The 25,212-nt window shown below is 47.1% G+C and carries 21 protein-coding genes; 7 read left to right on the forward strand and 14 right to left on the reverse strand.

Annotation, left to right across the window (positions count from 1 at the left end):
• Window positions 1–96: 96 nt before the first annotated feature.
• The 5 genes from P3L47_RS12085 (at window position 97) to P3L47_RS12105 (ending at window position 3,811) form a co-directional block, all read left to right on the forward strand.
• Entirely contained in the window at window positions 97–606 is a 510-nt protein-coding gene (locus tag P3L47_RS12085; protein ID WP_277780939.1) for an RNA polymerase sigma factor, read from the forward strand.
• Window positions 603–1,130 carry a hypothetical protein gene (locus P3L47_RS12090; RefSeq protein ID WP_277780940.1) on the forward strand — a complete coding sequence of 176 codons (528 nt, stop codon included), beginning with the start codon at window positions 603–605 and terminating at the stop codon, window positions 1,128–1,130. Before P3L47_RS12085 ends, P3L47_RS12090 begins: the two co-directional genes overlap by 4 nt.
• Before the next feature lie 12 nt (window positions 1,131–1,142).
• Window positions 1,143–1,616, forward strand: coding sequence for a DUF6108 family protein (locus tag P3L47_RS12095; protein WP_129735223.1), 474 nt, complete (start codon window positions 1,143–1,145; stop codon window positions 1,614–1,616).
• A gap of 20 nt (window positions 1,617–1,636) precedes the next feature.
• On the forward strand, window positions 1,637–2,524 hold the full coding sequence (locus tag P3L47_RS12100; RefSeq protein WP_129735225.1) for an outer membrane beta-barrel protein: 888 nt from the start codon (window positions 1,637–1,639) through the stop codon (window positions 2,522–2,524).
• Window positions 2,525–3,415: 891 nt separating this feature from the next.
• Window positions 3,416–3,811: a YkvA family protein gene (locus tag P3L47_RS12105; protein ID WP_129735227.1), complete on the forward strand. Its 396-nt coding sequence runs from the start codon at window positions 3,416–3,418 to the stop codon at window positions 3,809–3,811.
• 416 nt (window positions 3,812–4,227) lie between these two features.
• On the opposite strand, the gene bioD is transcribed toward P3L47_RS12105, so the two are convergent.
• From bioD to P3L47_RS12175, 14 genes are all read right to left on the reverse strand, one after another.
• Window positions 4,228–4,908, reverse strand: coding sequence for a dethiobiotin synthase (gene bioD, locus P3L47_RS12110; RefSeq protein ID WP_277780941.1), 681 nt, complete (start codon window positions 4,906–4,908; stop codon window positions 4,228–4,230).
• A gap of 8 nt (window positions 4,909–4,916) precedes the next feature.
• On the reverse strand, window positions 4,917–5,672 hold the full coding sequence (gene bioC / locus P3L47_RS12115; RefSeq protein ID WP_277780942.1) for a malonyl-ACP O-methyltransferase BioC: 756 nt from the start codon (window positions 5,670–5,672) through the stop codon (window positions 4,917–4,919).
• Window positions 5,648–6,298, reverse strand: coding sequence for a DUF452 family protein (locus P3L47_RS12120; RefSeq protein WP_277780943.1), 651 nt, complete (start codon window positions 6,296–6,298; stop codon window positions 5,648–5,650). Before P3L47_RS12120 ends, bioC begins: the two co-directional genes overlap by 25 nt.
• 30 nt (window positions 6,299–6,328) lie before the next feature.
• Window positions 6,329–7,468: an 8-amino-7-oxononanoate synthase gene (locus P3L47_RS12125; protein ID WP_277780944.1), complete on the reverse strand. Its 1,140-nt coding sequence runs from the start codon at window positions 7,466–7,468 to the stop codon at window positions 6,329–6,331.
• Window positions 7,465–8,742 (reverse strand): adenosylmethionine--8-amino-7-oxononanoate transaminase, encoded by a 1,278-nt coding sequence (gene bioA, locus P3L47_RS12130; protein WP_277780945.1) that lies wholly within the window; start codon window positions 8,740–8,742, stop codon window positions 7,465–7,467. The genes P3L47_RS12125 and bioA overlap by 4 nt, the downstream gene beginning before the upstream one ends.
• A gap of 13 nt (window positions 8,743–8,755) precedes the next feature.
• A complete protein-coding gene (gene bioB, locus P3L47_RS12135) occupies window positions 8,756–9,736 on the reverse strand; it encodes a biotin synthase BioB (protein WP_277780946.1) in 981 nt (326 codons plus the stop codon).
• 38 nt (window positions 9,737–9,774) lie between these two features.
• Window positions 9,775–10,155, reverse strand: a complete 381-nt coding sequence (locus P3L47_RS12140) for a hypothetical protein (protein WP_235848675.1) — start codon at window positions 10,153–10,155, stop codon at window positions 9,775–9,777.
• 14 nt (window positions 10,156–10,169) lie between these two features.
• On the reverse strand, window positions 10,170–11,831 hold the full coding sequence (locus P3L47_RS12145) for a peptide MFS transporter (RefSeq protein WP_277780947.1): 1,662 nt from the start codon (window positions 11,829–11,831) through the stop codon (window positions 10,170–10,172).
• A 19-nt stretch (window positions 11,832–11,850) separates the two neighbouring features.
• The gene (locus tag P3L47_RS12150; protein WP_277780948.1) at window positions 11,851–12,918 is read right to left on the reverse strand and encodes a DUF4831 family protein; all 1,068 of its coding nucleotides are present in this window, start codon (window positions 12,916–12,918) and stop codon (window positions 11,851–11,853) included.
• 266 nt (window positions 12,919–13,184) lie between these two features.
• On the reverse strand, window positions 13,185–13,544 hold the full coding sequence (locus P3L47_RS12155; protein WP_277780949.1) for a DUF3244 domain-containing protein: 360 nt from the start codon (window positions 13,542–13,544) through the stop codon (window positions 13,185–13,187).
• A gap of 115 nt (window positions 13,545–13,659) precedes the next feature.
• On the reverse strand, window positions 13,660–15,378 hold the full coding sequence (locus P3L47_RS12160; RefSeq protein WP_277780950.1) for a tetratricopeptide repeat protein: 1,719 nt from the start codon (window positions 15,376–15,378) through the stop codon (window positions 13,660–13,662).
• 193 nt (window positions 15,379–15,571) lie between these two features.
• A complete protein-coding gene (locus P3L47_RS12165) occupies window positions 15,572–17,083 on the reverse strand; it encodes an NAD(P)H-hydrate dehydratase (RefSeq protein WP_277780951.1) in 1,512 nt (503 codons plus the stop codon).
• A 167-nt stretch (window positions 17,084–17,250) separates the two neighbouring features.
• The gene (locus P3L47_RS12170; protein WP_277780952.1) at window positions 17,251–18,573 is read right to left on the reverse strand and encodes a sensor histidine kinase; all 1,323 of its coding nucleotides are present in this window, start codon (window positions 18,571–18,573) and stop codon (window positions 17,251–17,253) included.
• On the reverse strand, window positions 18,570–19,937 hold the full coding sequence (locus tag P3L47_RS12175; protein ID WP_277780953.1) for a sigma-54-dependent transcriptional regulator: 1,368 nt from the start codon (window positions 19,935–19,937) through the stop codon (window positions 18,570–18,572). Before P3L47_RS12175 ends, P3L47_RS12170 begins: the two co-directional genes overlap by 4 nt.
• Before the next feature lie 455 nt (window positions 19,938–20,392).
• On the opposite strand from P3L47_RS12175, the gene P3L47_RS12180 reads away from it, so the two are divergent.
• Complete coding sequence (locus P3L47_RS12180) at window positions 20,393–22,780, forward strand: FtsX-like permease family protein (RefSeq protein ID WP_277780954.1); 2,388 nt, start codon at window positions 20,393–20,395, stop codon at window positions 22,778–22,780.
• Between the two features lie 23 nt (window positions 22,781–22,803).
• Window positions 22,804–25,212: an ABC transporter permease gene (locus tag P3L47_RS12185; protein ID WP_277780955.1), complete on the forward strand. Its 2,409-nt coding sequence runs from the start codon at window positions 22,804–22,806 to the stop codon at window positions 25,210–25,212.

The raw sequence follows: 25,212 nt of genomic DNA on the forward strand, positions 1-25,212 counted from the left end.
AGCTATCTTGTTTGTTTACAAAGTTATGCAATAATTCTGGCAAAAAACAGGAATATTGATGTTATGTTTTCTTTCCTTTGCCGTCATATAAACAGAATGGAACTTGAAACGTTTAAAATAACCGTACTGCCACTCCGGGAAAAGCTGATCAACTTTTCCCTGAAACTGACGCAGGAGAGAGCCGACGCCGAGGATATCGTGCAGGAGGCTTTCCTGAAGCTCTGGTATATCCGCGAGAAGCTGGACGGTTATCATAGTGTGGAAGCCCTGGCGATGCAAGTCACCAAGAATCTGACGCTGGATAAACTGAGAGCACGTCGTCCGGAAGGCCCCGACATCTACACTTTGTCGATCGACTCGGGAAGTCGTTCGCCGGCAGAACTGTTGGAACAAAAGGATGCCGCCGCCCGTATCCGCGAACTGATTGCCGGGTTGCCCACCGTGCAGCAGACTATCATCCGGATGAAAGACGTGGAAGGCTACGAACTGTCCGAGATCGCGGAAATAACAGGATCAGCCATCGAAGCCGTCCGCAGCAACCTTTCGAGGGCAAGGAAAAAGATACGGGAACAATTTTTACAGTTAAACAAACAGGAGCAGTTATGAATATAGAAGAGGTATTAAACCGGTATTTTGAAGGAGAAACTTCGGTAGCCGAGGAACGCGAACTCCGCCGTTTCTTTGCTGGGGCGAACGTTCCGGATCATCTGTCCGCCTACCGTCCGCTGTTCGCATACTTTGATGAAGAGATTGCAGCGCAGCACGATCCGGCAGAAGAGATATGGGCGGAGGTGACAGCCACGACACCGGCTGTGAAGCGTTTTGCGATGAGCCGGCGGTCGATCGTATATCTTCTCTCTACGGTGGCAGCTTGTGTGGTGGCACTGCTGGGGATCAGCCAATTGTTGTATCCGACCGACCCCTGTTTCTGTTCGGATAATTATGTAGTGATAAACGGTCGGTGTTATACCGATATCCATAAGGTACGGTCTTCTGCTTTCGAGGCGTTGCATGAGGTGGCCACTCCTGCCGACGAATATTTTCCCGAGGAAGACAGCGATGAAGCCGACCGCCGGATTATCGATAACCAGTTAAAGGAACTCGGTTCCATATTTAGTGAAGACGAATAAAAACATGTAGCGATGAAACAGATAAGATACACATTACTCGTATTGCTGGCAGCCCTTTTCCTGCTGCCTTCAGGAGCAGGGGCAACAGATGCAGAGGTGCTGCAAAAAGACCTGAAAATACAGGATGTTTTCCAGCGTTACGGCCGGAAGAAAAATGTAACGATGGTCGAACTATCCAACGAGATGCTCGAAACCTACGGCATGACCCGGTATAAGAGCATCACGATCAAGAACGATCCCGACGCCCTGCGCTTCACCCGCCAATGCCTGGAAGCCGACCAGAAGGGAGCCCGGAAGATCAAGGAAGTGACCGACGATGGCGGCGTTATCTCCGCCTACTACCAGCTACCCGGTAAGGAGGCAGACATCAACCGCTTCGTCCTTTTCAAGGTCAGCTCCAAAGGGGTGATCACCCTGGTTTATATCGAAGGTGATCTGGACAGCGACGACCTGATCACGATCCTCTTCACCAAAAAAGATTTATAAACGAATAAAACAATACAAAGATGAAAAGATTATTACTGATCGTGGCAGCCTTTCTCCCTGTGATGGGCTTGCTGGCTGCCGAAGCCGGACCAATGCCGGCCGATACAATCTTCCGGTTGGAAAAGAAACGCATAGAAGTGAAAGATAACGGCGACCGGATGAAAGTCCGCGTCTATGAAGAACAGGAGGACGGCACTGAGATAGACGACGAAATGGTCTTCGAAGGACAATACCGTGACGGCCAGAGCTACGAGCGACGCAAACATATCAAGACGCTTAACATTCCTCTTCCTACCTGGGATCGTGATTTCTCCGCACACTGGGCGGGCTTCGGTATGGGCTTCAACAGCTTCACAGGAGACGATGTGTCCCTGCGCAAAGGTAACTCACTGGAATACAATCTTAACTTTATGGAATTCAGCCTTCCTTTCTCCCGCTATAACTGGGCGGTAGTGACCGGTGCCGGTCTGCGCTGGAACCGTTACCGCATCGACGGGAATGTTCATTTTCAGGAGGTGGACGGTATCACTCAGTTAGTTCCTGCCGCCGATGGTATCACCTATAAGAAAAGCAAGTTGAATATGACCAGTGTCACCATCCCCGTCTTGCTGGAGTGGCAGACCAAGAAGGTGCGGCATCGCCCGCGTTTCTTTATCTCCGGTGGTGTTGTCGCTGTGATCAAGACAACTTCTTCATCCAAAGTGGTTTATGAGGACGAACGGGGAAAGACGCGCAAGCAGAAGATGGACGGCGGCATGAACCTGCGTCCCGTGACAATGGATCTCCTTTTCCAGGCGGGTGTCGGCTGTATGGGCGTTTACTGCAAATATTCTCCTATCGAAATGTTCGAGAACAACAAAGGCCCGGCACTCCATCCGGTTTCTTTCGGGTTGCAGATACATCTTTAGGAGGAATTGAACCTATACATAAACGGATATTGTCCAACAGAACTGTCATGCTATCATTTATAGGCTCTTGTGTATTGAAATACAATGCTTACATGTTATGATAGTACGTGTGATAGTTCCATTTTTAACCATCATACTATCATAAAATAGCCTAGCAAAATTAACGAAGTATATGACTTATTTTCAGTAAATTAAGTGCTTTTCTTTTCTGAAACCCGGGTCTCAGTACCCTTCACACCCGGATCTTAGCATCGTTCAAATCCGGGTGTAAAAGGGCCTGAAAAGGGGATCTCAGGGAGAAGAATAAGTAGTTTTCCCGAAAATAACTGTCATATTTGAGCTAAATATGTAGGGTACTATCGGAAAATGGTAGGCATCTGAACGTTTTTAATCCCCTTTTTTACGATACATTACCTCAAACAGATCGTTTTATGATAGTTGAATGATAGTTAAAATGGGTAACTATCATTGATTTATCTTTTGATATTCAAGCGGTATACTGAAATAATGATGGTATGATAGTTAATTTTAAAAACACTTAATACCAGCCTTCAAGTCTCAATTAATAGTTAGACTTCGCAATTGTACATAGGAATAATGAGTCGATGTGCAAATTTAGCAAGATATGAACCTAAATGACAGGTTTTGTAGGGGCGGGCAGACCCCGCCCCTACAAAACCTGCCTGTTCCATTGTGACGACGCCTGTAAGGGCGGTTCGCGAACCGCCCCTACCAACGACGCTACATTCATATCTGACAATATCTGAAACTCTTTTTATAATAATTAAAACCTTTGGGATGTTTGAGGCTGTTTCTATTCCGGACGAAATTATTTATCTTTGCTAGCGGAGGGGCGGTTCATGAACTGCCTGTACGATAAAAAGAATGAGTATGAGTAGAAATAGGATTGAAGATGTGCCTTTCGAAGAGGTGCATGAAGTACAAAAGTACGGTACGTATTATTCGGATAACCGCTTTTGGAAAAAGATAGAACGGGTGGCGAAGAAGGTCGGCGCTACGGTACTGCTGCCTGTTTTCACACTCTATTATACATTGCAGGATGAGAAGGTGCCGGTGAAGCATAAAGCGTATATCATCGGTGCACTCGGTTATTTTATCCTGCCGATAGACTTGATACCCGACGGGATTCTTCCGGTGATCGGCTTTACCGACGATATTGCCGTTATGACCCTCGTCATCAGCATGATCAAGGATAGCATCACCCCGGAAATCAAGGCCCGTGCCAATGAGCGGGTGGCGGAGATTATGGGAACGGGGAAGGTGTAAGAATTGAATGTTTGTTAAGGCAAGATCGCTGTTGCCCAATCAGGGATAACATCTACATATTGCTTTTTCAATTTGCCTTCTGTTAGCCGAAACAATAAATGAGCCTCATCAAAATCAATGGAATTATCGTAGATATAAGTGCGGTCTGTCAATTTAGATACCAAGCTGCAATTAGCGATTGATTTCTGATACCGTGATATAATCTTGGAAATTGGCACATCATGTCCTCCTGCCAGAATTCTTCCGGCAATACGAGCTGCATTGATTGTTGGCGAACTGGTACAAACAATATAAAGATACAGATTTGAAAACGATATAAAGTTGGTTTGGCGTTAAAAAAGACAATGAGATTTATTTCGTCTTTTAATTAGTAGATACAGGCTTGGTATGCCTGTATCACGATGTTGGGTTGTATGCTATTCGGTTGGGATAGCCATTTCAGAATGTGGAGGATAAGAGCTCTTTTCCGGTAGAAGCCGCAAATGCGTATCCGGCCATTCACGGCGGAGATATTGCCGGAGATATTCTAATGTATTGTCTTCAATCAGCTGGTCGGTATGCGGATATAGGTTGTAAATAACACTGTCTACCTGAATACCTTGCTGACGGCAGGCATAGAGGCTTAGCAGGGTGTGGTTGATGCTTCCCAACTTGCCGGAGGTGACAAGGATGAGCGGATAGTTTTGCTCGCGGATGTAGTCGATAGCTAATGAATGGAAGTCGTTGGGGACCATTAATCCGCCGGCACCTTCAAGGAGGACGTATTCGTAGTGTTTCTGTAACTCTTGCGTTGCTCGGGTGATGACAGACAAGTCGATCCGGCGGCCATCCCGTTCGGCTGCCATGTGAGGGGAGCAGGGATAGGTGAAGATATAGGGGCAGGTGAGGCCGGCTTTATCTTCTTCCGTAAAGGGGATTCCCATCAATTGGCGATGCATTTCAATATCTTCTGAAATGTCTGTACAGCCTGTCTGAATCATCTTTTGGGTAATGACTGTGTGACCTTCGGCTGCTAGCTGGCGGGCGAGGATTCCGGTGGCATAGGTTTTACCGACATTGGTGTCGATACCTGAGATAAATAATACTTTTCCTTTCATTTTATTTGTTATTTTTTTACTGCGAGGACATAAACCGGGCAGTAAGTGAGTGTTACTTTGTGATCTTTTGTGCCATACAGGGCGGTGTAATTGCGGCAGAAATTTTCCTGGAGACGGCGTGTCCAGCAGCCGTCGCTCGTGGCAGTCACCCCCGTATATTTCAGATGGCGGAGTACGTCGAGCGGTGTGTCGAAGGTGAGGACGATCTCTTCTTGCCGGAGGTGAAGCAGATTGAAGTCTGCCGTCAGCCATTCTGTCAGCTGTTCGGGAGTTGGGTAGTCGAGACCTTTGCCTGTCAGTTTCTTGATCTCTGCCAGGTTGCCGGGTGCAAAGGTGTTGAATACCAATGTGCCGTTGGGAGTTAACATCTCCGCCAACTTATGCAGGAAGGTGACCGGCTCCTTCATCCATTGGAAAGCGGAAGCGGAAGCGATCAGGTCCAGACTGCCGGGGAAAGGGATTTCTTCGGCATTCCCGGCGATAAAAGCGATCGACTGCCCATGAAAGAGTCGGGCGATCTTCTCGTAGCAACCTTCACAAAGGTCATTTAGATACCATTCGTCGATGACGCAGCTTTCTTTCAGCAGGTGGGTGAAACCGCCTGTGCCGCAGCCGATTTCGAGGGCGCGCTGAAAGTGCATGCCGGTGTAACGTGATAATAGGGCGGTTAGTTTCCGGCAGATTTGTTGCTGGGCTTCCGCATACCGGTCGTAGCTGTCCAGCGCACGGCTGAAGCGGGTTATAATTCGTTCCACTGTTTCCATAGGTAAAAGGGGTAATGAGGGGCTGTTATTTCGGTTACCGGACAGCGGCTGTCCCACCAGGCGTGCTGGTTGGCTACCGGGAATATATGGTCGTCTGAACCGATGACGGCACGTGTCCAGGGGAACTGCTTGTCGGCAGTATCGGTCGACGGAGCGAAGCGGTTGTAGATGGCTTCTAATTCTTCCTTTACCTCTTCCAACGGGCGGGGCGGACAAGCATCGTATCGGGCGAGTATCTCGCGGGTACCGCACATGCGGCGGTTGAAACGTCGGAGACCTTCGGCTGTCAGATTGTCGAGTGTACCCTTGAAAATCTTTTCGGGAATGCCGTATGCGTCATGTATCGGACGGGAGGTTCCGTTGATGGCGGTTGCAGAGGTGAGTGTGTATTTGTCTGTCAATGCACATTCTGCCATCCGGACTCCCATCGACCAGGCGACGAGGTGTATCTCATCGTACCGGCTGAGGTCTTCCTCGAATGCCGTCTCCCTGTAATCGTAGCAGAGCATAATGTCTGTTTCTTCCCTGGTCTCCAACCGGGTGAATAGCTTCGGAGATGCGGACCAGCCGGAGAAGAAGAGAAGGAGACGTGCGGCGTGATTATCTGTTTGTTTTATTATTTTCATATTGCATAATTAAATGTATAACGGTATCCCCTACAAGGCCTGTATTAACGGTTGCAGGTCTTCGATTGTCACATCTGCTGTCAATGAGAAACGGATGCGTGCCGTTCCTTTCGGTACCGTCGGGGGACGAACGGGGAGACAGTAGAAGCCTTTACGTTGCAGCTCTTCCGCTTTGAGGATACAGTCTTTGTTATCACCTATTATATAAGGGATGATATGGCTTCCGCTGACTTCTCCGCCTTTGCCCTTCAGTGCTTCGGCTAGTATATGGCTGGTTTGTGCCAGTCTTTCGCGAAGCGGGGTGATCTCCGGCAACAGTTCCACTATAAACCGTGTCCAGGCAATCTGAAAAGGAGGTAAAGCTGTACTGAATATTAGCGGGCGCATCCGATTGATCAGATATTCCCGAATAGTGCGGTCGCATACGATATAGGCTCCCATGGAAGCAAGAGCTTTGCCGAATGTACCTACCAGTAGGTCTATCTCTCCGATGCAGCCTTGCTCTTCCGCAATTCCCAGCCCGTTTCGACCGCGGACACCGATGGCGTGTGCTTCATCGACATATAAGACAACATTCGGATAGCTTTTCTTTAGTTCGACCAGGCGGTGAAGGTCGGCAACATCGCCGTCCATGCTGAAGATGCTTTCCGTGACAACAAAGACTTGCTCGTATTCTCCGGCAGACTTCTTCAGGAGTGTTTCCAACTGTTCATAGTCATTGTGCCGGTAGCGTTGGAAAGACGCACCGCTCAGTAAAATGCCATCGATAATGCTGGCATGCACCAGTTTGTCGGCAAGGATAAGGCTTTGCTTATCGGCTAGTGCAGGGAGTATTCCTGTATTGGCATGGTAACCGCTGTTGAAGATCAGGGCGGCTTCGCGGTTGAAACGTTCCGCCATCAGTTGTTCCAGTTCCGTATAAGCGGTAAAGTTGCCGGTCAGCAGTCGGGAAGAAGAGGAGGAGAAGGGGTATTTCTGTTCCTGCCATTCTTCCAGGAAAGCCTTTTGAAGGTCGGCGCAGGAAGCCAAACCCAGGTAGTCGTTGGACGACAGGTTAAGCATTATCTGCCCGTCTTTCTCTATCCGGTTGCCGTGATGCGTTACCGTCGGTAACTGGCGGTAGCTGCCGGTTACCTTGAGTTGGTTTAATATAGAATTATAATCTTTCATTCTTCGATACATTTTAATACTCCGGAAGTCAGCCGTGTAAGTTGCTCCGGCTGGATAATAAACGGGGGCATCAGGTAAACCAGCTTGCCGAAGGGACGAACCCAAATACCGGCTTCTACAAAACGGCGTTGCAGGATGGCCATGTTGACCGGCTCTTTCATCTCGATGACTCCGATAGCTCCCAGTACGCGTACCTCCTGCACATGGTCGAATAATCGGGCAGGTGCCAGTTCTCGACGAAGTTGTTTTTCGATAGCGCTCACCTTCTCTTTCCATCCGCTTTCCAGGAGCAACGAAACGGAAGCGGAGGCAATGGCGCAGGCAAGCGGATTTCCCATAAAAGTGGGGCCATGCATGAAACAGCCTGCTTCGCCGGAGCAGATCGTCGTCGCCACTCTTTCCGTAGTCAGTGTAGCTGATAACGTCAGATAACCTCCGGTCAATGCCTTGCCTATGCACATGATATCCGGTACGACTCCCGCATGTTCCCAGGCAAAGAGCTTGCCGGTACGTCCGAAGCCGGTAGCAATCTCATCGAAGATCAGCAATACATCGTATTGTTCACATAATTCCCTGGCACGCACCAGGAATGTCGGTGAGTAGAAATACATTCCTCCGGCTCCCTGAACGATCGGTTCCAGTATCAGGGCGGCAATGTCGTTTGCATGTTGTTCCAGTAAATCAGCCAACGGTTTCATCGCCTCTTCATTCCATTCTTCCCCGAACTTCACGGAAGGTTGTGGTATAAAGTATTGCACCGGAAGGCTACCGGCGAATATCCCGTGCATACCTGTGACCGGATCGCAGACAGACATCGCATGCCAGGTATCTCCATGATAACCACTGCGGATAGTCGCAAAAGCATGCTTTGCCGTTTTCCCCTGCGACTGCCAGTATTGGATAGCCATCTTCATTGCCACTTCAACGGCAACCGAGCCACTATCGGCAAAGAATATCTTATCCATCTCAGGAGGGAGTATATCCAATAACTTTTGTGCCAGTTCGACAGCCGGTTCATGGGTGATACCGCCGAACATGATATGGCTCGTCTTTTTCAACTGCTCGTTGGCTGCCGCATTCAATACCGGATGGTTATATCCGTGGACTGCCGCCCACCAGGAAGACATACCGTCGATCAGTCGTCTGCCGTCTGCCAGGATAATTTCCACACCTTCTGCTCCGGCTACCGGATAAACGGGAAGTGGGTCGATGGTGGAAGTATAGGGATGCCACACGTGCTCCCTGTCGTATTGTAATAATTCGTTTGTAGTCATTTGTCTGTCTGTTTTATCCGACCCAGTCGGTTTCTCTTGTTAGTGAATAGCCTGCTTCGGTGAAAAGCTCTTTATCATCAGCCACACAGCTTCCGATAGTTGTCAGCAGGTCGCCGATGATGGCTGCGTTTATGCCTATATATAATGCTTTCCGTTGTGTTTCTTTGCTCAACAGGGAACGTCCGCCGGAGAAACGGAGATAAGCCTCCGGATTGATGAAACGGAATAAGGCGATTGTCGTCAGAAACTCTTCTTCAGACAATTGCGGAGTACCTGCAAGCGGAGTACCTGGTATCGGTTGTAATAAATTCAGGGGAATGGAGTGTACCTGTTCTTGTTGTAATAACAGAGCCATCTCTATTCGTTGTTCCATCGTTTCCCCCATGCCGACTATACCTCCGGAACAGATACGGAAACCCTCTTCCCGGGCTGCATGGATCGTTTCCAGCTTTTGCTCGATCGTATGTGTCGTGCATAATGTACGGAAATAGGAGGGAGCTGTTTCTATATTACAATGGTAATTCTCTACGCCGCTTTCACGCAACTCCTTCAGCTGTTCTTTATTCAAAAGTCCCAGGGAAGCACAACATTTGATATCGCTTGCCTGCTTGATGTAGCGGACTGTCTCCGTCAGTTTCTTTATCTCTCCGTCGGATAGACGCTTCCCGCTGGTCACCAGTCCGAAACGTTCGATTCCCTGCTGGCGGTTGTGTAATGCCTGATGAACGCATTCTTCTGCCGGGAGGAGGGGATACAGGGCTACAACCGTATTGTAATGTCCGGATTGTGCACACCATTTACAGTTCTCGCTGCAATTTCCGCTTTTGGCATTGATGATGGAACAGGTGTCGAACTTATCTCCCATAAAATGCCGGGTGATTTGGTGCGCAGCTTTATACAACGCCTCTTTATCCGTACATCGGGAGAGAGCAGTTGCTTGTTCCTCATTTATTTTTCCCCCTTCGATAACAAACTGTTTAAGTGTCTCAATCATATCGCTTTGTCTTTTAAGAAATAAAAAAGCGGAAAGTCTCAGCATATACTGAAACTTCCCGCTTTAGGATGTATAAATAGATTAATATGTACGTGCGAAGCCGCTACCGATGTCTGTTTAACAGCCGGCAAAGAGAATAAAAGAAGCAACAGTTGCGAAATCCACGTAAAGGTTTCCGTGCCCGATCGCTCTTGTGAGCTGTCTGTTACGACCTCGGTCTCTTCTGTGTTTATCTGTCCGGCAACTAATACAGACGAGTGGTTGGAACCGTTCTTGACCTGGAATCTTTCCGATACATTGGAAGAAAGTTGCCCGATCGTAACGCTTCGGCTAAGACTGAAGAATGCAGCATACCCTTTCCGGCTCCATCTTTTGAACCGGAAAGAATTTTGCGTGAAATATCTTTGCTGCAACTTCATATTTCAGTTTTGTCTTATTTGGCTACTTTTTCCAATCGTTTCATGATAGAGAATATGAACAGTGCCGATAACAGACAGCACACGATCAGTACGCTCCATACCATCCACAACTGCATTCCTCCCCACAAGTAACCGATGATAGCCACCAGATAGTTACCGATAGCCGTAGCTACGAACCATCCTCCCATCATCATACCTTTATATTTAGGAGGTGCCACCTTGGATACGAATGAAATACCCATCGGCGATAATAATAACTCGGCGAAGGTCAATACCAGGTAAGTAGAGATCAACCAGTTAGGAGAAACCAGTACATCAGCAGAAATACCATTCGCTTCAACAGCAGCCGGTGTCGGCAGCCCTAGTGAACCAACGGCCATGATAAGGAAACCGCAAGCAGCGATAACCATACCGATACCGATCTTACGCGGAGCAGAAGGTTCTTTCTTTTTCTTTGCCAGGTAACCGAATACTGCCAGTGATACCGGAGTCAGCACAATTACAAAGAACGGGTTGAACTGCTGGAAGATCTGTGGCAGGATAGTCACTGTCGAGTCCATAGAACTATAACTCCATCCCAATAACCCCAGCATGATTATCAATACACCGGCTGAGATACCTTTAGCCTTACCTGTCTTTGACTGGAACAAGGAGAATGCTGAATAAACAACCACCAGCAGGAAAGTGAGGTTTACGATATTGAATCCTAAACGATCCAGACCTGTTACAGCCTGTGCGGTATAGTCACGTGCAAAGAATGTCAGTGTTAAACCGTTCTGATGGAATGCCATCCAGAAGAAAATAACAACGGCAAATACCAGCAACAGAGCCTGGATACGTGCTTTTGTCTGTTCCGGTGTCAGTTCTTCTTCCTGTACGTTGGCAGGTTTAGCCTGTTTAGAGTTGTAATCGGCATGTTTGAATGTCGGGCGGAACACCACGTAGATCAACATGGATACGACCAGGGAGATACAAGCAATAGCGAAGCCGTAGTTGTAAGCCTCGGATAATTTGTCGATATAAGTCGTACAGAAAGCAGCTGTATCGCCAACGAAATTCTGGGCAGCCTGTAAGCCGCTCAGCGTTGTTGCTCCTTCTTCTGTAATCGTTCCGTTCAGGAATTGATGGGCGAGTGAAGGGATCTGCGGCACATAAGTGAATCCGGCTTTTCCCAACATCTTGTTAGTGATCATAGTAGCTGCTGTCGGAGCATACATCGCACCGATGTTGATCGCCATATAGAATATACTGAATGCAGTATCACGTTTCGCTCTGTATTCGGGAGCATCGTATAGGTTACCTACCATTACCTGCAGGTTTCCTTTGAAAAGACCTGTACCACAGGCAATCAGGGCTAAAGCTCCGAACATCAGTACTTTTCCGGTAGAAGAGGGTGTCGGAATAGATAACAATACATATCCGATAAACATCACAATGATACCTGTTGTTACCATTTTTCCATATCCGAACTTATCGGCGAGGATACCTCCGACGAGTGGCATGAAATACACTGCTGCTAAGAAAGAACCGAAGATGGTTGATGTCTCGGCGGCTGTAAAGCCGAACTTAGCTTGTAAGAATAGAGTAAAAATCGCGAGCATCGTGTAATACCCGAAACGCTCGCCGGTATTCGCTAAGGCTAACGCGTATAAACCTTTAGGTTGTCCTTCAAACATAGAAATTTAAATTAGATTATTATTGAATTATTTGTTTTATGGCGCCGGTCTCCGGATAGAAATAGACTTTCACCGGAGCTTTTTTGTCTTCGAACATAACAGGAGCAAGGCCTTCGCGTGAACCGAACTGGGTGATTTGGGCTTCTCCTTTATATAGTGTTTTCTTGTTCATGCTGATCTCGATACTGGCTTTTCCCGGTACGTTATAAACGATACCTTTCAGTGATTTTTCCTTCTTCTCGGCTTCTTTCGGGTCGAGAACCGGAGCACGGTCGGTCGCTTTCAAGTTCATATAGACCGGAACGCCGCCCAGGTCGTCTGCATCGACAATCCCCATCAGGTTGGAGAAACGGAACAGGACTTCCTTATCCAGGTTATCATAAGGGGTGATGTTTACCTCATAGTGGGTAGTTTCTTTGGTTACAATACCTGTGAACAGATTGGTTAATGCTTTTTCCTGTTCTTCCAACTGCTGGATAACCAATTTCATAGCTTCACCGTCGGGTGGCAGATTATCTGCGTCTCCGGTCAATATATTCAAGCGGCTTTCGCGGATACGATAGATCTGTTTGGCTGCAACTTCAGCTTGTCTGGCAGTCGATCCGGCCATAAGTAATTCTTCAGAGAATACGGATGCGTCGGTCACTTTAACCGGTGCTTGTCCATTTTTCTTGATCGTTTCGAGTTCTGACTCTTCAGGAGTGTATTCGGCATTGATGGAACATAATAATCCTTCTTCTGTCAGATAAGCGTATGGAGCTACTGTCCCGCTTTTAAATTCAACGATATAAGTATTGTCAGGATCAGGTATTCCCTTGTTGACAAGCGATACTTTTCCTAACTCATAATATACTTTATCTTCTGTTATTGCATCTTTTACTCCGAGGTATTTTTCTGCATATTTGTAATAAGGCCCGGCTTTGCAAGTGACCTTTGTTACTTCCGAATCAACGATTAGTTGTGTTTTCGGTAATGAATAGGTAATACCGAAATTATTAGCTTTGACGGCATTTTTCTTTACCACTTTGGTTTGAGCCATGAGCGGTATACTAAACAAAAGACATGCTATTGTGATCAGATTCTTCATATCCAAACAATTTATTATCTCAATAATGATTCCACAAAACTAGGAAATATTTTGTTAGTAACCAACCGTAGAACCGTCTTTTAGATTTTCAGTAATGCAGTTGATCAGTAAGATTATGGCATATTGGGCGGAAAGAGATAAAATCATAGTTAATGTTTTGGCAAAGGGAAGCAACTCGCGAGTGGAAAAGGAGATCGAGATATAGAGGGGCTTGGCTAAATCATACTCACGAGTTGCGTATAAACATAAATTTAGTGCATTGAATGCTATTCGATAACGAATGAGCCGGTCAGGTATCCGTATCTGTGTATTAAGTTCAGCGTATATTCTCCATTTTCAACGTTTAATGGGATAGTATAAGCCTGCGGACTTGTAGCAGAAATACATTCTTCATAGACTACCGTACCTGTAATATCTTTTACCTGAACAGTCAGGTTTGTTAGCGGACTAGTAAATGTAATTGTCAGATTGTTCCCGTCTACTGATGCTGCAGGAGGTGCTGGAAAGATGGATTTAATATCTTCAGGTCCCCATTTACCTTTAGTAGGAATATCGTCTGCATACATATTTTGAGTACAAAAGACTCCACAAATAACTAAAAATAAAGCTGTAATTAATTGTTTCATGATCTTAAACTTTTAATTGTCGGTTGATAAAATTAAAAATGCCTTACAAAAATAGAACTCATATTCTAATATGGATTATATTTTTGTTGACAAAATGGTGACAATGTTTAACTGGTTAGAAATCAGATATAAATATGTCGAAGTTTTCTGCGTTTTCAGGCTCTTGTGTCAATTTTTTATACAGTCTTCTGCGACATTGTGAGACTCCGGAACTAGTTAAATTCGTTAATATTGCGATCTTTTTAACCGGGATACCTATTTTGACTAAATAGCATATACGCAGTTCTTCTGTTGAGATCCGCGGAGATAGAGCGACAATACGTTTTGTAAAGTCAGAATAGGTGGCATCAATCAACAAAGCTAGTTCAGACCATTCGCTTTCGATTAATCCGGATTCTGCCTTATGTATTTTGATATATAAGGAAGATTTCTTTAAATCCTGTTCCAGTAACTCTAAAGTATTTTGCTTTAAACAAATTTGTCTATTCTCCATTTCCAGCATTAGTTTTTGGGCTTCGAATAGCTGTTTCTTTACATCACTTAAAGTTTCTTGCCCGTTAGATAATTCGTTTTCAAGTAATTGTATCTGTTTTTTATTATCTTCTAAGTGCCGTTGGCTTTGTTTATATAATTGCTCTTTCAGGTCAAGCAATTTTTTCTTTTTCTTTTGTTCTTTTTTCAAGATAAAAAAGCCTATAATGAGTAAAATTGCTGAGATTATTAATATTCGATATATGATAATCATTCTTTGGGCTGCTTCTTTTTCATATTTTATCTTTTCATCGGCTATATGCTGGTAGTTGAACATACTTTGTACCATGCGTATATTTTCATAATGAGAATCTTTGTTGATGGAATCTCTTAACTGTTCATAACGATCCCAATATTTGAAATAGTTTGTAAAGTCGGATTTGTGTCTTTCTATTTGGGCTAAAAAATATAAACTGCCGGCTTGAGTGTAAATACTGGGACTTTGTAAACTTTGCTGCAGGTAATATTGAGCTGAATCGTATTGTGCTGTTTTTAATAGATATTCTCCATAAGTTAGATATAGATGGAACCGGGGTCTGGATTTTGAAACTGTTTGTATAGAGTTCTGTATGCAATCATATGCTTTTGTATATTGACCTGTTTTTAGATATAAAGTCCCCAAATCGTTATATAAAGAAGAAGAACTTTGTGGAGTCGCCATTCTTATAGCTTGTTGATAATAATATATAGCACTGTCTAATTGTTGTGTTTCTGTAAAAACACGAGCTGTATTACGTAAAGCGAAAGAGGTTCTTGTTGAGTCTTTGCTACCTTCAAGTAACTGTAATGTGTTTTTATACAGAGGCAATGCCGTCTCATAAATACTTTGGTAAGAATAAAGCGTACCTAAGCTGTTGTTTGCTTTAATAAGCAGATCGGTTTCGTTTACACTTTTACCCAGTTCGAGTGCTTTCAGATAGTACTGCTGTGCCTGCATAGCATCTTGCATATCAGAATATACCCTACCCATATAGTAATATGTCAGAGCCAGGGAAGGGATATCTTCCTGCTCTTCATAATAAATCTCAGCTTTTTTTATCAGGGTATCAGTTGTCAATAGGATATAGTTCTTGTCGAGTGCCTGTGTGAGTTGCAGGCAATAAGAGGCATATTCCTGGTCTGATAAGTTTTCGGGTGATTGTATGCTGTTGAGAATAGTCAGTGCACTATCGGGGGCTGTTTCCATCAATAACTTTGCCTGTTGCAATTCGATTGCAGCAGAGTTTTTGTTTGAACAGGAAAGGATACAAAGAACACTGACCAGTACGAAAAATAAAGTAATATGTTTAAATCTCCTATTCATTAGTTTCTTATTTGTCGTCGAATATATTGCTTTTTTTTGAAACTTACTGCGATAACAAATATTGTAAAAGCAGAGATTATTTAGTATATGTGGTAAAAGGCAATGAATATGAAAGAGTATACATATTTAAAAAAAATAGCCAGATCCCTGATGAGACCTGGCTGATGATATAAATCAGAAAGTATTCTGTCTGTTATTTGATCTGCTTGAACGCTTTTCCCAGCATATCGGTAATATCTCCGGCGATCATACTCTCTTCCGAACGGTAAACGGCAGCCAGGTCGCCGGCCGTACCATGCAGGAAAACTCCTGATACAGCCGCTGTTTCGGTTTCTGCCCCTTGAGCCAGCAAGCCCAGGATGATACCGGTCAGGACATCTCCGCTACCTGCCGTTGCCATGCCCGGATTTCCGCAACTGTTGAAATAGATGTTACCTCCGGGAGTACAGATTGCCGTGTAAGTACCTTTCAGTACGATGCAAAGTTTATGGTCGACAGCAAAAGACTGCGCTTTCCGCAGACGTTCGAACATGCTGCTGCTTTCTCCGGCGATGCGGTCGAACTCCTTCGGATGCGGGGTCAGGATGCTACGCGGAGGGATGCGGTTCAGCAGATCGTTATTGGAAGCGATCAGATTGAGCGCGTCGGCATCCAGTACGACAGGCTTTTCCGTTGTCTGAAGCAGACGTTCCAAGGCAGCGGCCGATTCGAGGTGCTGACCTAATCCCGGTCCTACGCCGATAGCGGAATAGGCTGACATTTCGGGGACAGTCGTGAAATAATCGGTATGCGGATCGAAGCTGACCATCGCTTCGGGGAAGGCTGTCTGCATGATTACTTCACCGCGTTGGGGAATATGAACGGTCAGCAATCCGCTTCCGCTTCTCAGGCAGGAGCGGGCAGCCAGCAGGGCGGCACCCATTTTACCTTTGCTTCCGGCGATAAGCAGAGCGTGACCGAAAGTCCCTTTATGAGAAAACTTGTCGCGGGGCTGGAATACTTCCGCCATATCTTCTTCCGTCACCATCATATACGGGGTAGGAGTTTGGTCGACGATATCTTGATGAATACCGATATCCAGCACTTTCCATTCGCCTACATATTCGGCATTTTCGGGGAAGAAGAAGGCCAGTTTCGGGAAACCGAACGTCAGTGTCAGGCTTGCCCGTATGATAGCATCCGGGTCGTTGGTCTGATTATTCTCGCCAAACAGTCCGGAGGGAATGTCTATAGATACGATCGTAGCTTCCGACTGGTTGATATATTTTACCATGGCAGCGAATCCGCCGGTCAGCGGACGGTTCAGACCGGAACCGAACAAGCCGTCGATCACGACATCGCGGTCAGTCAGTACCGGAGGAACGAAATCGGCAACCACTTCAGTGAACTCCACTTTCTCTAATCCGAGTATCCGTTGCTTGTTCATTTCGCAATCAAACGAAAGATGCTCGGTCGGGTTGAACAGATACGTTTCTACTTTGTAGCATTCATCTTTCAGCAGACGTGCGATGGCAAGCGCGTCGGCACCGTTGTTGCCTTGTCCGGCAAAGACGATGATGCGGGTTTGCTTCGAATAACGGCGGCAAAATTCTTGCACAAAGACTGTCGAGGCGCGTTCTACCAGATCGATAGAGCTGATTGGCTCGTTTTGAATCGTGTATTGATCGAGTTCTTTAACCTTCTCGGTTGGAAATATCTTTATCATAATTGTAAGACATCAGATGTTTATTCTGCATACAAAAGTATAACAAACTTTGTAAATGGCACACAGATAACACAGATTAAGCAGATTTACGCAGATTATTATTTCTCAGAATAAAATAAATCTGTGGTCATCTGCTTAATCTGTGTCATCAGTGTGCCATCTGATAGCTAAACGAAAGTAAGCAGGAAGCGGCTGCCCTTTCCGGCTTCCGAAATGACGGTCAGGCTCCCTTTATGCATGTACATGATTTGCCGGGAAATACTTAATCCGATACCGGAACCGACCGGCTTGGTGGTGAAGAACGGGATAAAGATGCGTTCCTGAACATCTGCCGGAATGCCTGTCCCGTTGTCTTTGACCTGGATGAAGGTTTTCCCTTCCGCATTGATGCCGGCCGACAACTCTATTTGCGGGTCTGTACACTCCTTTGTCGCGTCCAGTGCATTCTTTATCAGATTGATAAGGATTTGTTCGATCAGCGTTTTATCTGCAATGACCTGCAGATGCGAGGAGGCAGGAAGTATCCGGATCGCATCCGTTTCTTCCTTGAACAGAGGAACGACGTTACCGAACAGGCTGTCTACCGGAATGATCTCGGGGACAGGCGTAGGAATACCCGTTACTTTCCGGTAATTCTCCACGAAACGGACCAGCCCGCTGCTTCTCCGGAAAATAGTATCGATCGCCTGGTTCATCTCCTCCCGGTCCTCTTCGTTGATCTCTTCCGAAGCCTGTTTGTTTTTCAACAGTTCGGAGAGGGAGACGATCGGAGTCATCGAGTTCATGATCTCATGCGTCAGTACGCGGATCAGCTTCTGCCACGCTTCGGTCTCCTTGTTTTCCAGTACGGAACGGATGTTCTTCATGCTGACGACCGTAAGCGGCTTGTTCAAAACCACGAACGACATGGAAGAGAGTATCAGTTGCGAATAATCTTCTTGGCGGCGGACCTGCAGGATGGAGAGTTCGCCGGGATGCAGAATACGCAGCCGCGCGGGAAGTTCCGGATGATAAGCAGCCAGATCGTCGATCGTTTCGGCGAAATTCAGTCCGGTTTGTATCTTGGCAGCCTGGTTCATCCACTCGATCTGTGCCGTCTCGGACGAATAGACGAAGACGGAAAGGTCGATATGATTGGCAAGCGCCTGGAAATACTGCAGTTGACTTTCCTTCTGTTGCAGATGGGTTTTGTAATGCAGCAAAGCCTCCTCCATCGCTTCGGTCAGCTCACGGGGAAGCGTATCCGGATTTTCCCTGGGTGCTTTTCCCGAAGACAGGAAATCGGAGTAGCGCACCGACCAGACAAACTGGCGGAACAACCGGTCGCTCCGTTCCATCTGCCGCAGCAAGTACCAGGATTCGATCAGGAGAGCGATACCGGCAATCAGCGCGGAGATATAAAACTTCCCAGCCACCAGGAAAGCCCCCGCCAGGCTGGTGACCAGTATTAAGAGGATCGAGGCGATAGCCTTTTTCGAATACTGTTTCATAATCCGTATTTTTCCAGTCGCCTATATAAAGATGTACGCGTTATACCCAACAGGTCGGCAGCCTGTGTCAGATTACCGGAACAATGTTGCAAGGCTTCCTGTATCGTATGCTTCTCCAGTTCCTCCAGATTGAATTTCTCTTCTTTCTCCCGATAGCTGGAAACGGGGGTACGGAGCATGAAGTCGTCGTATTGCAGTTTCTTCTGGTCGGAAAGGATGACCGCCCGTTCGATGACGTGTTGCAGTTCGCGGACATTGCCCGGCCAGTGATATTGTTTCAGCAGCTGGCGTGCTTCCCGTGAGAAGCCGTCGACCTCTTTCTTGTATTTCAGGCTGTAACGTTTCAGGAAATGATCGGCAAGGAGGGAGATGTCGTTTCCCCTTTCGCGCAGGGGAGGGACGAACAGCTCGATCGTGTTGATCCGGTAAAGCAGGTCCTGGCGGAAACTGCCGTCGCGTACTGCCGCATGCAGGTCGGTGTTGGTCGCACAGATCAGCCGGACATCTATCTGTGTCTCCTTGGTCGATCCCAGGCGGTTTATCTTTTGCTGTTCGATCACCGTGAGCAGCTTCGACTGGAGCATAAGCGGCAGGTTTCCGATCTCATTCAGAAAGAGCGTGCCGCCGGAGGCGATCTCGAAACGTCCCGACTTGCTTTTCCCCGCATCGGTAAACGCCCCTTTTTCGTATCCGAACAGTTCGCTTTCGAACAGGTTGTGCGGGATACTTCCCAGGTCGATAGGGACAAATGCCTCCTGGTTGCGCGGCGATTGTTTGTGAAGCGTATAGGCGATCAGGTCTTTTCCCGTCCCGTTCTCGCCCTGCAGCAGGATATTGGCATCCGCATGTTTCAGCTTCTCCAGCGTCCTGAATATCTGTTCCATCACAGGAGATTCGCCGATCACCTCTATCTCCGGCTCTGTGGTGGTGAGCACCGATTTCTGTTCTTTCAGCGTCTGTACTTCACCGCGGCGCAGGCTGAGTTCGAGGGCGGACGAGATGGTTGCCAGCATCTTTTCGTTCTGCCAGGGTTTCGGGATAAAGTCGGTGGCGCCTGCTTTGATGGCACGGACGGCTTTTTCCGTATCCGAATAGGCGGTGATCAGGATCACGACCGTCTCGGGCGATATTTCGCGGATGCGTTCCAGCCAGTAAAAACCTTCTTTGCCGCTGACGGCATCGGCGGTAAAGTTCATATCGAGCAGGATCACGTTGTATTTGGTAGTCGACACCAGGCGGTTGATCTCTTTCGGGTTGGTGCTGGTCGTAACGCTTTCCGCCAGCGGGCGAAGCAACATCTTCAAAGTAAAGAGTATGTCTTCGTTGTCGTCGATCACTAATATTTTTCCTTGTCGTACTGCCATGCTATTTGTTCTTCGTGTGTTATAGAGTGCCCCAAACTTAGGTAAAATTTCCGGATAGATGACAAACTAATACGTACTATCCGAATAATTAATGTTTACCTGCCTACTATTTATCTGAAATCTCCTCACTTTTTATTCTTTTTAGCATGCCCGAAATTGATTTTTAGCATGCTTGAATTTAATTTTTAGCTAGCTAAAAATTGATTTGAAGCAAGGAAAAAAGTATAAAAATAGAAGACTTAACAATTAGTTCTTCCTTAGAAAAAGACTAGTTGCTCCTGTGTCGGGAGCTAGTTATTAGTTATGAACCGTACGGTATCGTATGGGAAGTGTACGATATCGTACGGTTGTTATGTTTTGGAGGATGTATATATCTTTAATTTTTAACGCCTTATGAAAATGGCATGGATATTGAATGTAACTATTCAGAAAGTAACCTAATATTGTTCAGAATCATGTTTAAACATTACATTAAAGTAGCTATCCGCCAGGTGAAACGGAGTTTTCTGTTTTCCTCCATCAATATATTCGGTTTTGTATTGGGCATGACTGCCGCCTTCCTTATTTATTTATGGATTGTGGATGAACTGACGTTTGAGGATTTTAATAAGAACGGCGACTCCATCTATCGGGTGATCCGGGAAGAACAAACCGCCAACGGGCAAGTCCCCTCTACGGTCACTCCGCTCAGCGAAACCTTCCGGAAAGAATTTCCGAAGGTGGAGAATGCTACTTTTATAAAGTACGGCGGTACATATGACATTCGTACGGACGCTGTGGCTTTGGAAGCTAGCTACGCATTTGTCGATTCGACTTTCTTCGATGTATTCAGCTTTCCGGTTGTGGCAGGCGATCCGTCCCTGCTGAAGAAAGACCCGCAGATGATCGTATTGTCGGAAGCGACAGCCGGGAAACTGTTCGGTAAGACGTCGGCTGTCGGGAAAGAAGTTTCCTGCAGATTGAATAATAAATATTATAAGGTAGCCGCTGTCCTGAAAGTACCGCGCAAAAGCCATATACAGTTTGATGTACTGGCGAGTTGGGACTCTTATAAGTGGGCGGGCATAGAAGATGAGATTTGGAGCTTTTCGGAAAGGATGCACGTCTTTATCCAACTGAAGAAAGGAAATACACTGACGGATGCCGACCGGTCAGCCATGCGCGATGTCTGGGTGAAACATTCGCAATGGGGAAAGCCGCTCGCTTTCCAGCCGTTGAAAGACATTCATCTGCGTACATCTTTCAAAGAACCGAACGATGTGTTCAATCATGGCAATATACAACAGATTTACCTCTTTGCGGTGCTGGCTGTCCTGATCATCTTTATGGGGGCATTCAACTTTATGACTTTGTCGACGGCGCGTGCCTCCCTGCGGTCGAAAGAGATCGGAGTCCGGAAAGTGACCGGGGCGAAAAAGAACAAGCTGGTCATGCAGTTCCTGTCGGAAAGTCTGGTGCAGGCTTTTATCTCGTTGCTGCTGGCGTTGGCACTGACGGAACTGTTGCTGCCGTTTTTCAATCTGTTTGTCGGGAAGGATATCACGTTGCAGTTCAATTGGCAGACGTTGTTGTTTGTCCTGTTCGGTATTGTCGGGGTCGGTTGCCTGGCAGGGGCGTTCCCTGCTTTCTATATGTCGTCGTTCAGTCCGCTGCTGGCTTTCAAGGGAGGGCAGGCGACCGGTAAGAAAGGGACATTGATCAAAGGGCTGGTTTGTGTGCAGTTCGTGATCGCAATCACCATGATTATTTGTACGACCGTCATATTCAAGCAACTCCATTATCTGCAGAATGCCGACCTGGGACTGGACAAGGAACATCTGATTGAAGTGGATGTTATGGACTGGCGGCGGGGAACCGAAGGTTTTAAACAGAAGATACTCAAGAACCCATATGTAAAGAGCGTGGCGCTGGGCGTGGAGATCACGGACTACCTGCAGGGATACGGTTATGAACAAAGTATGTTCCATTGGGAAGATGAAACCGGAAAGGCAGATTCGATGATGATGGTCGGAATGGTGGGCGACAGCGACTTTATCCCGACTTTGGGACTGACCTTGCTGAAAGGGGAAACATTCGGCACGAATCCCGACCATTACTGGGACGGCTCCTATGGGAAGGAATCGCCGATCGTTATCAATGAAACTGCCTGGAAGATGCTGAAAGTCGGGAATCCGGTCGGCATGCTGTTGACGGGCGGCGGTATCGGTATCCGTAATTCGAGGGTCGTTGGCGTTGTGAAGGACTTTAACTTCCAGCCGTTGCGGGAAAAGATAAAACCGGCATTCTTCTATTATACGGTTCAGCTGTTCAATTATATGTATATCCGTATCTCGGCGGAGAACCAGGCGGCTACTTTGAAGTTCCTGAAAAAGCAATATGAAGAAGAACGTCCGGATATGCTTTTCAACTACCGCTTCCTGACGGACGTGTTGAATGAGAATTATGCCCGCGAGCAGCAGCAAAGCCGGATGTTCCTGATCTTTACCGTACTGGCGATCATCGTTGCCATGATGGGTGTCTTCGGGCTGGTGGCGCTCTCTACGGTGCAGCGGACGAAGGAAATAGGTGTCCGCAAGGTGAATGGGGCACATTCCGACCGGATCGTGAAGATGTTCTGCCGCGAATATATGATCTGGGTAGGCATTGCTTTCGTGATTGCCTGTCCGGTCGGTTACCTGTTTATGCTGAAATGGCTGAGTAACTTTGCCTATCAGACGACGATCAGCTGGTGGCTCTTCCCGTTGGCGGGCGGCATTATCTTACTGATAACCCTGTTGACCGTCATGGCGCAGACCTGGCGTGCCGCATCCCGGAATCCGGTAGAATCTTTACGATATGAATAAAACATCAAACAAACGATAACGATATGTTGAAACATTATGTAAAAGTCGCCCTTCGGTTGATAAAGCGGAGTTTTCTGTTCTCTTCAATCAATATGCTGGGATTTGTATTAGGAATGACAGCCGCTTTCCTTATTTACCTTTGGATCGTGGATGAACTGACGTTCGAGGATTTTCATCGGAACGGAGACACTGTCTACCGTGTAATTGCCGTGAACCGGGACGAGGGCGGACAGACGAAAGAATCCGCCTATACGGTGGCACCGTTGAGCAAAACATTCCGCGAAGATTTCCCGCAAGTGGAGAACGCAACCTTTATGCTTAACTTCGGCACGCTGAACCTCCATTCGGGAGCCAATCTGATCGAAGCAAAATATACCTATGTAGATACCACTTTCTTTGATGTATTCAGTTTTCCGGTCCTGGCGGGCGATCCGAATCTGATAAAGAAAGACCCGCAGCAAATCGTGCTTGCCCGGTCTGCAGCAGAAAAGCTGTTCGGACAAACAGCGGCTGTCGGGAGAGAGGTAACCTGTCAATTCCTGGGGCAGGTCAACCGCTATAAAGTAGCAGCCGTGCTGGATGTGCCCCGTAAAAGTCATATCCGGTTTGAAGTCTTGCTCAGTGAGCAGGCTTATTTTGAGCCGATGAGCTGGGAGTATGTGGAGGGAACCAATGTCTATATCCAGCTTAAAAAAGGAACTGTTCTCTCCGATGCCGACCGGCAGGCGATGAGCCATGCCTGGCAGGACAGGCAGGAAGACGGACTGGCTTTGGAGTTCCAGCCATTGAAGGATATTCATTTGCATACCTGGTTTAAAGATCCGGAAGTCAGCAACTACGGAAGTATTTCGCAGATATGGCTGTTTACCGCCCTGGCATTGCTGATCATTTTTATGGGCGCATTCAACTTTACTACTTTGTCGACCGCACGTGCTTCCCTGCGTTATAAAGAAATCGGTGTCCGGAAAGTGACAGGGGCGAAACGCCGGATGCTGATCGTGCAGTTCCTGTCGGAAAGTATGGTGCAGGCTTTTCTTTCGCTGGTCCTGGCGTTGGCACTGACAGAGCTGTTGTTGCCTTTCTTCAATGTGTTTGTCGACAAGGACATTACTTTGCAGTTCAACTGGCAGACCCTGCTGTTTATCCTGTTCGGTATTGTCGGGGTCGGCAGCCTGGCGGGGGCTTTTCCGGCTTTTTATATGTCGTCATTCAATCCGTTGCTCGCTTTCAAAGGCGGAAAGGCTACCGGAAAGAAAGGGATGCTGATCAAAGGATTGGTTTGCGTCCAGTTTGTTCTGGCGATCACGATGCTTTTCTCCACTTCGGTGGTATTCAGGCAACTGCATTACCTGCAGAATGCGGACCTGGGGTTGGATAGGGAAGATATGATAGTCGTCAATTGCGGAGAGTTCGAGCTGATGGCTTACTTCGGTGGTCAGGGGATCGACGATTACCGGCAGGAAGTGATGAAGAACCCGAATGTCAGGGATGTGGCAGGCGGCGTGGAACTGTCGAATTACCTTCGCGGGCATAAGACGGAAGAAACCGTCTTCAACTGGCAGCGCGAAAACGGACAGGTCGACTCGCTGAAGCTCGTAGGCGTTGTGGGCGACGGTCATTTCATGAAAACCCTGGGACTGACACTGCTCAAAGGAGATATGTTCGGTGCCGACAAGAATGCTTATATGGATGGGACATATAGTAAAGAATCGCCTGTCGTGATCAACGAAACGGCGTGGAAGATGATGAATGTGAAAGATCCGGTCGGCATGATCGTTCAGAATAACGGATGGTTCGGAGAGACTTCCCGGATCGTCGGAGTGGTAAAGGATTTCCATTTCCAGCCGTTGCGTGAGAAGGTGAAACCTGCCTATCTGTATTATTCCCGCCAGCTGTTGAATACGCTGTATATCAAGATCGCACCGGAGAACAAGGCGGAAACCCTGAAGTTCCTGAAAGATAAATATGAGGAAATGCGTCCGAATAATGTGTTCTCTTACCGTTTCTTCTCGGATGCGCTGAACCGGAACTATGCCCACGAACAACAGCTGGGGGAAATGTTCCTGGTGTTTACGGTATTGGCGATCATCGTGGCGATGATAGGCGTACTGGGACTGGTTGCCCTCGCCACTGCGCAACGGACGAAAGAGATCGGTGTCCGCAAAGTGAACGGAGCACATTCCGACAGGATCGTGCGGATGTTTTGCCGGGAGTATATGCTTTGGGTGGGGATTGCCTTTGTGGCGGCGTGTCCGCTCGGTTATCTCCTGATGGTCCGCTGGCTGAGTAACTTTGCTTATCAGACGACGATCAGCTGGTGGCTCTTCCCCGTATCGGGACTGGTCATTTTGCTGATCACCATCCTGACAGTGGTATTGCAAACCTGGCATGCCGCTTCCCGGAATCCGGTGGAATCGTTGCGGTATGAATAA

This window comes from Parabacteroides chongii (genome assembly GCF_029581355.1).
GTDB lineage: Bacteria > Bacteroidota > Bacteroidia > Bacteroidales > Tannerellaceae > Parabacteroides > Parabacteroides chongii.